This window comes from Streptomyces sp. TS71-3, assembly GCF_018327685.1.
Taxonomy (GTDB): domain Bacteria; phylum Actinomycetota; class Actinomycetes; order Streptomycetales; family Streptomycetaceae; genus Streptomyces.
Map to the genome: position 1 here is coordinate 3,619,054 of NZ_BNEL01000001.1, position 12,698 is coordinate 3,631,751.

The following is a 12,698-nucleotide window of genomic DNA, read 5'->3' on the forward strand; positions in this document are numbered from 1 at the left end:
TCAGGTCGTCACCGTCCCGAGGGGGCAGTCTCTGTCCTGTCCGGACCACCCGTCCGCGGGACTTCTCGCGCAGTTCCCCGCGCCCCTTGCGGGGCGGGCTCGTACGTTGGGCTAGACCCCGGCCGGCCTAGGGGCGCGGGGAACTGCGCGACCAGCCACGACGACACCGCCAGGTCGTCACCGTCCCGAGGCGCTGGATCTGTCGCAACTGGACCACCGACCGGTGGGTGGCTGGTCGCGCCCGCGCGGCGGAGCCGCATATCGATACAGCCCCGCGCCCCTGAGTGGGCCGGGGCGCAGCCCCGACTTGAAGGGGGCCCGGCTCCGCCGCGTGGGCGCGACCAGCCACGACTGGGGGCACCTCCCACGCCCTTCAGGCAGTGGGGGACGTCAGATCGTCACCGTCCGAAGGAGGCTGGACCTGTCGCGGCCGGGCCACCGGCCGGTGGTGGTTGCCGTCCCGGCCCCCCGCGCCCCCCACGGGGCGCCCGGCCAGCCAGACCCCCACCGGCCGCACCCGCTCGTCCAGGGCCACGAGATCCGCCCGCAACCCGGGCCGCAGCGCCCCGCGGTCCGTGAGGCCGAGGAGGGCGGCGGGCGTGGTGGCCGCCATCAGTACCGCGTCCGGCACCGGGATGCCCACGTCCAGCACCGCCCTGCGGAACGCCTCCGCCACGAACAGCGTGGACCCCGCCAGCGTGTCCGTGCCGAGGAGCCGTGCCACCCCCTCGGTGACCGTGACCTCCCGGTCCGCGAAGCGGTAGGTGCCGTCCGGCATGCCCGCGGCCGGCATCGCGTCGCTCACCAGCAGCAGCCGCTCGGGGCCCGCCAGCCGGTAGGCGAGGCGGGCGGTGTCGACGGCCAGGTGGTGGCCGTCGAGGATCAGCTCGCAGCGCAGCCGGGACTCAAGCAGCGCCGAAGCGACCGGTCCGGGCTCGCGGTGGTGCAGCGGCGGCATGGCGTTGAAGAGGTGGGTGACCGCGCGGGCGCCCAGGTCCGTCGCCTCGGAGAAGGCCTCGGCGGAGGCGTCGGTGTGGCCGAGGCACCAGACCAGCTCGTCCGCGTGGCGGCGGATCAGGTCCGGCGCGCCGGGCAGCTCCGGAGCGATCGTCATCGAGACGGCGTGGCCGCCGGCCGCCTCCAGCAGTCCCGCGAGCACCCGTTCGTCCGGGGCGCGCAGCGCGCCCCGGGTCTGGGCGCCGCGCCGCGCCGGGGAGAGGAAGGGCCCCTCCAGGTGGATCCCGGCGACCGCGGGTGCCGTGCCGTCCTCGATCACGGAGGCGATGGCGCGCACCGCGTCCGTCATCGCCTCCGGCGCGACGGTGGCCACGGAGGCGAGCATCGTCGTGGTGCCGCGCGCCAGGTGGCCCGCGGCGGCGGCCCGCACGTCGTCCTTGACGCCCGTGTACACGGAGTGTCCCGCCCCGCCGTGGCAGTGGGCGTCCACGAACCCGGGGACGAGCATCCGCCCGTCCAGGTCGACCACCCGGGGGCCGGAACCGGCGTGCGGCTCCCCAGGCATCCCGCCGCCGGAAGCGCCGGAACCGCCGGAACCGAGTGAGCCGCCGGAGCCGCCGTCTCCAACCCTGGCCCCGTCCGGCGGATCGCCCTCCCCGAGGGCCGCGATCAGGCCGTCCGCGACCAGCAGCCAGCCCCGGCCGGTCACCCGCCCCGGGGTGACCAGCCGGCCGTTCACGAGCAGCAGGTCGCCGCCCGCCGCGGGGAACGGCGCGCTCACGCCTTCGCCAGCAGGACGCCGACCGCGGCCTGCGTGCACACGCGCGAGGAGCCGAAGGTGCGCACCCAGCCGCGGAAGCCGCCGAAGTCGGCGCCCGGCACGCCCATGTCCACCACGACGCAGCGCGGGTAGCGTCGCAGCAGTTCGGCCAGCACGGGCTCCTGCCAGGGGAACCGGTGCGAGCTGCGGACCTGGATCACCACGTCCGCGTCGGCCCCGAACTCGTCCAGGAACAGGCCGATCTCCGCCTTGACGATGCCCGGCGCGTTGTACGTGTCGCCGGCGACGGCCAGCCCCTCCACCGCCACGCCCGCCGCGCGCAGCGGCTCCTCCACGCCCCAGGACGCCTGGCCCTGCGCGGGCGAGTGGGTCGGATCGAGCCGGACGACGAGGGTCCGCTTGCCGTGCAGCACCGGGTCGCCGTGCACCTCGACGACGTCCCGGGCGAGCCGGGCGCCCACCGCGTCGTCACGCTCGGCGGTGTCGGCCTTGGGCCGGGTGCCGAGGCGGGCGATGCGCTCGTTGGCCTCGCGCAGCCGCTGCTCGGGCAGCGCGCCGGTCTCCACGGCGCACACCAGCGCCTTCGCGGCGGCGTCGACGTCGTCGCCGAACGCCCAGGCGCCCAGGCACAGGGCGTCCGCGCCGGCGCTGATGGCGCGCACGGCGGCGTCAGGCAGGCTCGCCACGTCGCTGATGCCGTGCATCTCCAGCGCGTCGGTGATCACCACGCCCTCGTAGCCCAGCTCGCCGCGGAGCAGGCCGGTGAGCACGGCCGGGCTGATGGTGGCGGGCACGGAGTCGAGCTGGGTGAGGTGGACGTGCGACACCATGATGCTGTCGACGCCGGCCGCGATGGCGGCACGGAACGGGTCGAGGTAGTGCTCCACCAGCTCCTCGCGGGACAGGTCCACGGTGGGCGTGCCGAGGTGGGCGTCGGTGGAGCTCAGCCCGTGCCCGGGGAAGTGCTTGGCGCAGGCGCTGACGCCCGCCGCCTGGAGGCCCTCCACCCAGGCCGCCGCGTGCGCGGCGACCCTGGCGCGGTCCGGGCCGAAGCAGCGGATGCCGTTGGGGCTGAGCGGGTTGACGGCGGTGTCCACGGCGGGCGCCAGGTTCCAGTCGACGCCGGCCTCCACCAGCGTCAGGCCGATCTGGTAGGCCGCCTGGCGGGTCAGGTCCGGCTGGTCAAGACGGCCGAGCGCGTGGTTGCCGGGGACCGACGTGCCGCCGTACGGCTCCAGGCGGTTGACGTCGCCGCCCTCCTCGTCGATGGCCAGCAGCACGTGCTCGCGCAGGTCGTGCAGCGCGCCCGTGAGCTCGCCCACCTGCTCGGCGGAGGCGAGGTCCTTGCCGAAGAGGACGAAGCCGCCGAGCCCCTCCGCGATCCGGGCACGCGCCCACTTCGGCACGGTCTGCCGCCCCAGCGCGGGGAACAGCACACCGTGGGCCAGCCGTGACAGCTCGGCATTCATTTGCTTGGTCCTTGCCTTTCGGATGTACGGGAATGCAGGGGTGCGGGGGGAGGGGGAACGGGGACGAGACGGAGGTGCGTGTGGGGAAGGAAGGGGGGGGGAGGGGCGCGCCGGGGCCGGGGGTCGGGACCGTCGCCGCACCCCCGTGCTCACCCCTTGACCGCGCCGCTGGTCATGCCGCCCACCAGGCGGCGCTGCACCAGCAGGAAGAAGATCAGTACCGGCAGGGAGAAGATCGTGGACGCCGCGATCATGGCGCCGTAGTCCACGCTCTCCGCCGTCTTGAACGACACCAGCCAGACCGGCAGCGTGTAGTTGGTCTGCGACTTCATGATCACGTAGGCGAAGAGGTAGTCGTCCCACGCGTTGACGAAGGCGAAGATCGAGGTGGCGACGATGCCGGGCATCAGCAGCGGCAGCAGCACCCGGACGTACATCTGGAAGCGGCTGCAGCCGTCCACCAGCGCCGCCTCCTCCAGCTCGACCGGCACGCCCTCGACGAAGCCGCGCAGCGTCCAGACCGTGAACGGCAGCACGAACGTCATGTAGGTGATGATCAGGCCGGGGACGTAGTCCAGGGCGTTGATGGACCGCAGCATCAGGTACACCGGGATGACCATCGCTGACATCGGCACCATCTGCACTACCACGAGCACCGCCATCAGCGCCCGGCGGCCGTGGAAGCGGAACCGTGCGATGGCGATCGCCGCGCCGAGCGAGATGACCAGCGACAGCACAACCGAGGAGAGCGTCACCGTCAGGGAGTTGCCCACGAACACCCAGAAGTGCGGCTTGGCCAGGGCCCGCTGGAAGTTCTCCAGGCTGATGGGCCAGGGGACGAACTGCGGCACGGCGCTGAGGATGTGGCCGCGCTGCTTGAACGCGGTCGCGAACATCCAGTACACGGGGAAGACCATCACCGCCGAGACCAGGACGGCGATCGAGTTGTTGACCGCGCGCTGCCGCCGCGCCGGGCTCATCGGCGCGCTCATGCCGTACCTCCCTGCTCCGCCTGGCCGGCGAGCCTGCGGACGTAGAAGATGGAGAAGACCGCGAGGATCAGCACCGTCACCACGGCGATGGACGCGCCGGAGCCGTACTGGTTCCGGCTGAAGGCCGTGAGGTAGGCGAGCACGCCGAGCGTGGTGGTCTGGCCGTCCGGGCCGCCCCGGGTGAGCACCCAGATCGGGGTGAAGGAGTTCATCGACCAGATGACCTCCAGCACCGTCAGGATCGCCAGCACCGGCCGCAGGATCGGTACGGTGATGTTCCGGAACGTCTGCAGCACGCCCGCGCCGTCGAGGCGCGCCGCCTCGTACAGCGACTCGGGTATCTGGCCGCGGGCCGCGAACAGCGTCAGCGCCACGAACGGCAGGCCCTTCCACACCGTCAGCAGGATGATCAGGCCGAGGGCCTGGTTGGGGTGCGAGAACCAGTCGTACGCGGAGAGGTCGCCGAAGATCCGCAGCTTGGTCAGCAGCCAGTTGGCCACCCCGTACTGCGGCTGGTACATCCACTGCCACACGAGCGTCGCCGCCACCATCGGCATGGCCCACACCAGCACCAGGCAGACGGTGGTCATCACGCGCGCCCAGGGCGAGACGCCCATCAGCAGGTGGGACATCAGGAATCCGAGCACCATCAGCAGCGTCACGCACAGCACCGTGAAGACCACCGTGCGGACGAGTACCGCCTGGAAGTCGGTGTCCTGGAAGATCTCCGTGAAGTTGTCCAGGCCGACGAAGTCCGCCTGCCCCGTGAAGAGCGAGCGGGGGCCGAAGTCCTGGGTGGACAGCGTCAGCAGCCGCACCAGCGGATAGCCCTGGACCAGCAGCAGCGCCACCACCGCGGGGGCGATCATGGCCCACGGCAGCAGCCGCGGCCGGGAGGGCGCGGCCCGCCGCCCCCGCGGCCCCGGGCGGGGCCGCGGGGCCACGGGACGGACCGCGCTCCGCTTGTCAGTCATTGCCATGCAAGGCCCCAGGAACGTCTAGTTGCCGAGTGAGTTGAAGGCTTTGGTGGCGTGCTTGTCGTAGGCCGCGGCGGCGGAGGCGATGTCGGCGCCGCCGGCGATCTTCGCGTAGAACTGCTCGTTGTACTCCTCGGTCTCCAAGGTGGCCTCGCCTGGACTGTTGGGCAGGGGCTTGCTGACCTTGCTGGCCTCGGAGGCGACGGTGAGCTGCTCGGGCACGCCGGGCGGGGTGAAGTCGGGTGAGATCGGCAGCAGGAAGAGCTTCTGCGCCATGGTCTGCTGGAAGTGCTTGCTGGTGATGATCCGCAGCCAGTCCGTGGCGGCCTTCTTGTCGGGGCTGTTCGCGGCTATCCCGATGGTGGACCCGGAGACGATCACCGGCATGGTCTTGTCGGCGGTGTAACCCGGCAGCGCGAAGAACCCCATGTCGTCCTTGAGCTTCGGGTTCTTCTCCAGCACGGTGGCCGGCTCCCACGCCTTGACGTACTCCATCGCGGCCTTGCCGTCCGCGAAGAGCTGGTCCTGGTCGGGGCTGTCGCTGTTGACGCCCACCGAGGACTTCGTGGAGCAGGTGTTCTGGAAGGTGCGCCAGGCCTTGAGGCCCGCCTGCATCGGCGCCGAGCTCATCTCGGCCTTCCACTGGCCGCCGTTCTGGGTGGCGACGGAGCCGCCCTTGGCGAAGGAGAAGGGCATGCCGTTGAACCAGTACTGGCCCGGCATGTAGAAGCCGGAGAAGTTCGGCGTGCCGCTGTTGGCCTTGGCCAGGGTGCCGCAGTCCTTCTGGAGCTCGGCGATGGTCTTCGGCGGCTGCTTGATGCCCGCGTCCGCGAACATCTTCTTGTTGTACATGACCACCTTCGTGCCGCCGTAGAGCGGCACCGCGTACAGCTTGCCGTCGTAGGTGGACGGTCCCGACAGGCCGGAGAGCCAGCCGCTGGAACCCTCGAAGGACTTCTTGTCGCCGGTGAGGTCCGCGAGCCCCCCGGAGTAGGTCTGCAGCGGGGTCTGGGTGTTGCCCATCTCCACGATGTCCGGCGGGTTGCCGGCGGCCAGCGCCGTGGTGATCTTGGTGGCCACGCCGTCCCACTGCTGGATCTGGACGTCGAGCTTCATGCCCGGGTACTTCTTGCCGTACGTCTTGGTGAATTCGGCGTTGACGTCCTTGATGAGCGGGCTGTCGCCGGGACCGCCGGTCATCATCCAGATCGTCAGCTTGTTGTCGGAATCGGCCTTCTTGCCGCCGCTGCCGCCGCAGCCGGTCAGGGCGAGCGCCATGACCGGCAGCGCCGCGACAGCGCACCGCCACCGCCGTGTGTACATCCTTGTCACCTTCCGGAGCTTTCTGCCTGCTGGGCTCTGTGCTTCGTACTCGTTGTGGGGCATGCGGCGAGCCGCTCGACGACGAGGCCGCGGTCGACCTCGATGGCGGCCATGTGGTCGGCGCTGACGCCGAGGGAGTCGTAGAGCCGGCCGAGCGAGGACGCCATCGCGCCGAGCAGGCCCGCCGCGTCGCCCAGGTCGGACCGCTTCACCACGCTGCGCACGCCGACGGTGCCGGCCACCTCCTCGCTGATCGCGGAGAGCTGCCCGGACTCGAAGGACTCGGAGAAGCCACCGGTCAGGACGACCGTGGCGGGCTCGTAGGCGAGCGCGACGATCGTCACCAGGTGGGTGAGCGCGTCGTGCACCTCGCCGAGCAGCTCGCGGTACCGCTCGGGTTCGAGGAAGAGGGCCTGTGCGCGGGGCACCTCCACTCCCTTGCTGCGGGCGTACGCCACGAGGTCGGCGCCGGAGAGCAGGTCGCGCAGCCGCTGCGGGCGGCCCGGCAGCGGCAGCCGGCCGAACTCGCCGAGCAGTCCTGTGCGGCCGACCAGCACCTGGCCGCCGAGGGAGACCGCGGTACCGAGGCCGGTGCCCATGGCGAGCAGTACCGCCGTGTCGCGGTCCGGCAGCGCCCCGTACTGGAGCTCCCCGAGCAGGGCGAGGTTGGAGTCGTTGCCGACCACCGTGGGCACCCCGACCAGTCGGGAGACGGTCTGTATGAACTCGGTGCCCTTGATCTGGCCGAGGTTGTGCGAGTTGACGACGGTGCCGCCGTCGCCGGTCACCACGCCGGGCAGGCCGATGGTGACGGTGTGCAGGGGGACGCCGTCGCCGTGCTCGGCGACCAGGTCGCCCACCCGGCCGGCCACCCAGGCCGCCAGCTCCTCGGCCGTGGTGTCGCGCGGGGTGGCGTCCCGGCTCCTGATCAGGGCCCGCCCCAGGGCGTCTGCGATCACCACGCGGCAGTTGGTGCCGCCCAGGTCGATGCCGCAGACCAGTGCGGAGCGGCCGTTGAACCCGACGGACGTGGACTGCCGCCCGGGACCCTCGCGCAGCCGCCGGCCGCCCTCGCGCACGAGGTCGTCGGCCATCAGGTCGTCGACGATCCGGAAGACCGTGGCCCGGCTGAGCCCCGTGCCGGCGATCAGTTGCTGGCGGTCCATCTCGGCGCCGGACAGCAGCGCGGACAGCACGGCGCTGCGGTTGGACGCGCGGGGGAGCGGGGAAGACGCGTTACTTGGCACAATTCCTCTCACGCTGAGACTAATTATTGGAGGCATACATTAGTCACGTTGTGTCGAGCTGAACCGCCGCGGAGCGTTACGTTCTGGTAAACCCCTGCGCCCCGATCGGGGCGCGCCCGCATGTGGGGCTTCGCCCCGGCTGCTTCACGGGCGCGCTGTACGTGGGGCTTCCCCCGGGGCTGCCCAGGGGCGCGGAGCCGCACATCGACACAGCCCCGCGCCCCTGAGTGGGCCGGGGCGGAGCCCAGCCTGAGGGGCGCGGGGAACTGTGCGACGGGTAGGCGCGGTCAGTTGCCGCCGTGGGCGGCGCCGTGTACCTCCAGGGCCGCCCTGACGCCCGATTCGAGGGCGCCCTCGATCCAGGCGGGCTTCAGGGAGGTGTGGTCGCCCGCGAAGTGCAGCGGGCCCTCGGGGGTGGCGATGTCGGGGAAGACCTCCGTGTGCTGGCCGGGCAGGAGCACGGACGCCTCGCCGTACGCGTACGGGTCGCGCATCCAGCTCTGGGTCCTGCCGGCGCCGGTGTAGAACACCTCGACGCGCTGGCCGTAGACCTCCTCCAGGCCGCGCAGCGCGTGCGGGTAGCGGGCCTCGTCGTCCAGACAGTCCCAGCGCACCGCGTCGTCCGCCCAGCTGTACGCCGCCAGGATCACCCCGCCGGAACTGCCCCGCACCGGATGCGACGGGTGGTACATGAACCGGTTGGCGTTGTCGCTGACGGAGCCGCCGCCGAAGACGTGCACCGCTTCGGGCTGGTCGCGGGTGACCCACCGCGTCGCCGCGTAGTGCCCGCGCTGCGCCTCACTGATGTGGCCACGCGGCACCGAGCCGTGCGCGCCCAGCAGTTGCCCGTCGTCCGGGGTCCTGCCCAGCCGGTAGTCGTCGTACAGGCCCGGGTCGATGGTGGCGAGCTCCCGCTTCCAGTCGTCCTCGGTGAACTCCCACCAGCGCCGGCTGAACTCCAGCAGCACCTTGGTGGCCGTGTCGTAGTGCAACTCGATCAGGGCGCGGCGCTTGGGGTACGACGGGGCCGGGGTGATCTGCACCTGGCGCAGGCCCGAGAAGGGCACCGTGACGATGGCCAGGTCGCCGGTGAACTGCTCGCGGACCACGTGCCCGTCACGGCCCTCCGAGACGGTGTCGACCCAGACGTGCGGCCCCCGCTCGGAGACGTGGGTGGCGTCGCCGTGGCCGGGGCGGTCCGGATCCCAGTACTCGATGCGGGTCACCCGCCGGTCGAAGCGCACCTCGCCCCGCACCCGCTCCAGCAGCGCGTCGGCGAACGTGGCGGTGCCGCCCGCGAGTTCGTAGAACGTGGTGTCCGGGCTGATCAGCGCCGCGTCGAAGAAGCTGTGCAGGAAGGAGAGCGAGAGCCGGGAGGTGAGGTTCTTGACGGTGCCGATCAGGTCGACGGTGCGGGTGTCGAGTCCGGCGTGCTCGGTGAGGAACCGGAACATCGAGTGGTCGCCGAACTTCTCGACGATCCGGGTCCAGCCCTCCAGGGCCTCGGCCGGCGGCTTGTCCTTCCGCTTGCCGTCGGGGCCGACCGTGCTGACCTCGTCGCGCACCGGGTCGAGGACGCTGTCGAGGATGGCGCCCGCGGGCATGTCGAGGTACTTGTCGGGGACGCCGAAGGCGCGGTTCACCGGGCGCGGGTTCCTGGTGTAGTCGGCGCCGCGGACGAGCGTGCCGTTGGCCTGGATCCAGGCGCGGTCGGTGCGGCGCCCCTGGCCGTCCTCGGCGACCAGCACGAACGGCTGCTTCGTGATGCCGAACTGCTTGATCAGCGCCATCAGCAGGGGGTGGCTGTCGGGCAGCCGCATCGCGCCCGCCTCCGCGTACTGGCGCGGGTCGGCGAACGGCTGCTCGGCCTGCTCGTGGCCGCCCGTGCGGAAGGTCTTGATCCGGCCGCCGGCGCGGTTGCCGTTCGCCTCCAGGACGGTCACGTGGTGGCCCGCCTGCTTCAGCAGGTGCGCCGCGAGCATGCCGGACGGGCCCGCGCCGAGCACCAGGACGCGCTTCGCGGCGCCGCCGGCGCGCGGCAGGCCCTCCTTGAGTACCCGGAGGTACTCGGGTGTGAGCACCTTCTCGTGCTCGTCCATGACAAGGATGGCGCGGGCCACGGCCCGGCTGCGCGCCGGCGCGGCGGCCGTGCGCTGCCCGGGGACTGCCGCCGGGACGTTCGCCGGCGGTGCGGCCGCGGCCGCCGCCGGGCCGGTCAGCAGTCCGGCGCCGGTGAGGGCGGCGGCCGACGTGGAGAAGGCGCGCCTGCCCATGCTGGTGGACCCCGTGGGGGTCTGAGGGTTCGTCACACTAACAAGTTGTTAGCACCATAGGACTGTGTGGCATACAAATAAGCCGAGTTGCCCCGCCATCGAATGAATGGCCGTAGGGGAATTGACGGTCGAGAGCGCGAGGGCTGACGGTCGAGCGTCCGGAAATGGACATCCGAGTGCCGGCGACGGATGTGGCGGAGGAAAAGTACTTAGTTGTCAGGGGGGCGTGCTCGTCTCCCCGTTCGACGGGCGAACCCTCGCACCCCTGGGTGGAATACCCGTGTTCCTCCTGTGATGGGCGGTGATTACCTGGCGTCACGCGTATTGACGTAAGTCAATCGGATGAACTTTCATCGAGTGAGACCGCTTCTCCGCGGTGCACGGCGCAGCACCTTGCATTCCGCACCCGCACTACGCGCGCACTACGCACCTGCACTGCCCATCCGCACTACGCCCGCGCCCTTTGCGCGCGCGGTCATATGACGCACCCGCAATTCCGTACCTGCGTTCCGACCCGCATTCGCCCCGCATCTGCACCCGCTCTCCGTACCTGCATCCTGCGGCGGCTCGACGAGAGGAAGCTGAAGTGCGCAGACGTTTCCGTGTGACTGTCATGTCCATGCTCGGCGCCCTGGTGGCAGCACTGATGACCGCGATCTTCGCGCTGCCCTCCGGGACGGCGTTCGCGGCGGAGCCCGGCGAGTCCAACGGCGGTGTCCGGATCATGCCGCTCGGCGACTCCATCACCGACGGCTACACGCCCTACCCCGGCGGCTACCGCGTCAACCTGTGGCAGCGCCTGGCCGCCGGCGGCTACCGGGTGGACTTCGTCGGCTCGCTGACCAACGGTCCGTCCCAGCTCGGCGACCACGACCACGAGGGCCACTCGGGCTGGCGCATCGACCAGCTCGACGCCAACATCGTCAACTGGCTGAACGCCAGCGACCCGCGCACGGTCCTGCTGCACATCGGCACGAACGACATCAACCAGAACCACGACGTCGCGCACGCGCCCGACCGGCTCTCGGCGCTGATCGACCACATCCTCGCCACCAAGCCCCGCGTCGAGCTCTTCGTCGCGCAGATCATCACGGAGCAGGGCGAGCCGCACGCCTCGATGGTGAACACGTACAACGCCGCCATCCCCGGCATCGTCCGGAGCAAGGGCTCGCACGTCCACCTCGTCGACATGCACTCCGCCCTCACGGAGGCGGACCTCGCGGACGGCGTCCACCCGTCCAAGGCGGGCTACGACAAGATGGCCCCGGTCTGGTACAACGCGATGCGCTCGGTGCCCGGCAGCCTCAAGCCGCTGCCGTCCGCGGCCCCGTCCGCCGCCCCGGCCGGCGTCAGGTGACGCCACCCGTGGCGGGCGCCCGGTAACGGCACCCGTTCCCTCGCCGGCGGCCGGTCACACCGGCCGGCCGCCGGCTCCCGGTCAATGGCGCAGGTGGGGGCGGTGCAGGTTGAAGAACGGGCGGCGCGTCTGCGTCGGCGCGTAGGACGTGCTGCCCTCGTGGTGCGGGGTGCCGGTCTCGGGCAGCCGCCGCGCCATCGCGTCGCGCTCGGCCGTGGCCTGCCGCATGTCGCGTCGGTAGGCGCGGTGCTGGCCCTTGCGGCGGCGCATCAGCGAGGAGCCGCCCAGCAGCATCGACAGGCCGAGCCCGAAGAGCAGCGTCAGGCAGATGCCGCCGATGAACGCGCCGAGTGTGTTGATCGTGAAGGGCTGGTTGCCGAGCAGGGTCACCGTGTAGTCCGGGCCGGCGCCTGTGTTGTAGGAGATCAGCAGTCCCGCGAAGGCGGCCGTCCCGGCCACCAGCAGGATACCCAGCAAGAGCAGCATGTCCTCACCTCATCCTCTGTCCGTACGCACCCCGAGTTACCCCCCGCCGTCCCGGTAAATCGTGACAAGACGGAAAAGCTACTCTTCGTCGTCATCTGTTCGGAGAGCGTGGGCGTGAGTCCTGCTCGCGGGCCTGCCTGACGGTGCCCCTGACCTGGGCGGTTCCCGGCCGGTCAGAAGTGCGTGGCGATGCCGAACACCCTCCGCAGGTGGGCCATGTCCTGCCGGTCGTGCCCGGCGGGCTCGTAGCCCTGGTGGAAGTGGACCTGCTGGGCCGCGGAGATGCAGGGCACCCGGACCCCGGCCACGGTTCCGGTGACGAAGCAGCCGGCGGGATAGGAGAACGGGTGCGCGGGGTCGGCGGAGGCCTGGAGCGCGGAGCCGTCGGCGGCGAAGGCCAGGGGGTGCAGGTCCAGCTCGCGGCCGTCGGGTGCGGCCAGGACGAAGCGGACGGGTCGCCAGTCGGCGGTCTCGGCGAAACCGGCACCGCCGAGTGCCGCCAGCACGGCCGGCTCCTGGTCGCCGCGGTGCAGGAGGTCCAGGTCGCGGTGGTCCCGCGTCTGCTCGCCGACCAGGGCGTCGATGCCCCAGCCTCCGGCGATCCAGACGTCGGCTCCCGCGTCGTGCAGCAGGCCCAGGACGGACAGCACGTGCTCGGCGGTCATCACGCGAGCAGGCTAGCCGCCGGGTCCGGGCGGCGCGTGTCCCTTGCGCGGGGAGGGGTGGGGGCGCGGGGCCCGGCGCCCTCCGGCGCGACCGGCGGGGCGGCTGCTCCGACCTGCCGGGCAGCAGGACGGGTCGGGTAGCAGGGCGGCCGGCAGCAAGACGGCCAGCAG

10 protein-coding genes are annotated in these 12,698 nt (G+C 71.6%); 1 reads left to right on the forward strand and 9 read right to left on the reverse strand.

Annotated elements, in window-relative coordinates; translation table 11 throughout:
- Nucleotides 1-373 precede the first annotated feature (373 nt).
- The 7 genes from nagA to Sm713_RS14675 form a co-directional block, all read right to left on the reverse strand.
- Nucleotides 374-1,738, reverse strand: coding sequence for an N-acetylglucosamine-6-phosphate deacetylase (gene nagA / locus Sm713_RS14645; protein WP_212910060.1), 1,365 nt, complete (start codon nt 1,736-1,738; stop codon nt 374-376).
- Nucleotides 1,735-3,207, reverse strand: coding sequence for a glycoside hydrolase family 3 protein (locus Sm713_RS14650; RefSeq protein ID WP_212910061.1), 1,473 nt, complete (start codon nt 3,205-3,207; stop codon nt 1,735-1,737). The genes nagA and Sm713_RS14650 overlap by 4 nt, the downstream gene beginning before the upstream one ends.
- A gap of 149 nt (nt 3,208-3,356) precedes the next feature.
- Nucleotides 3,357-4,199, reverse strand: a complete 843-nt coding sequence (locus tag Sm713_RS14655) for a carbohydrate ABC transporter permease (protein ID WP_212910062.1) — start codon at nt 4,197-4,199, stop codon at nt 3,357-3,359.
- Nucleotides 4,196-5,179 (reverse strand): carbohydrate ABC transporter permease, encoded by a 984-nt coding sequence (locus Sm713_RS14660; RefSeq protein WP_212910063.1) that lies wholly within the window; start codon nt 5,177-5,179, stop codon nt 4,196-4,198. The genes Sm713_RS14655 and Sm713_RS14660 overlap by 4 nt, the downstream gene beginning before the upstream one ends.
- Nucleotides 5,180-5,197: 18 nt before the next feature.
- Nucleotides 5,198-6,499 (reverse strand): extracellular solute-binding protein, encoded by a 1,302-nt coding sequence (locus Sm713_RS14665; protein WP_212910064.1) that lies wholly within the window; start codon nt 6,497-6,499, stop codon nt 5,198-5,200.
- Between the two features lie 5 nt (nt 6,500-6,504).
- Complete coding sequence (locus Sm713_RS14670) at nt 6,505-7,746, reverse strand: ROK family protein (protein ID WP_212910065.1); 1,242 nt, start codon at nt 7,744-7,746, stop codon at nt 6,505-6,507.
- Nucleotides 7,747-8,033: 287 nt separating this feature from the next.
- The gene (locus Sm713_RS14675; RefSeq protein WP_212912014.1) at nt 8,034-10,019 is read right to left on the reverse strand and encodes an FAD-dependent oxidoreductase; all 1,986 of its coding nucleotides are present in this window, start codon (nt 10,017-10,019) and stop codon (nt 8,034-8,036) included.
- Between the two features lie 613 nt (nt 10,020-10,632).
- On the opposite strand from Sm713_RS14675, the gene Sm713_RS14680 reads away from it, so the two are divergent.
- Nucleotides 10,633-11,376 (forward strand): SGNH/GDSL hydrolase family protein, encoded by a 744-nt coding sequence (locus tag Sm713_RS14680; RefSeq protein WP_212912015.1) that lies wholly within the window; start codon nt 10,633-10,635, stop codon nt 11,374-11,376.
- Nucleotides 11,377-11,457: 81 nt separating this feature from the next.
- Here the strand turns inward: Sm713_RS14680 and Sm713_RS14685 are convergent, their stop codons facing one another.
- Entirely contained in the window at nt 11,458-11,862 is a 405-nt protein-coding gene (locus tag Sm713_RS14685) for a hypothetical protein (protein ID WP_212910066.1), read from the reverse strand.
- 173 nt (nt 11,863-12,035) lie between these two features.
- Complete coding sequence (locus tag Sm713_RS14690) at nt 12,036-12,527, reverse strand: nucleotidyltransferase domain-containing protein (RefSeq protein ID WP_212912016.1); 492 nt, start codon at nt 12,525-12,527, stop codon at nt 12,036-12,038.
- Nucleotides 12,528-12,698 lie beyond the last annotated feature (171 nt).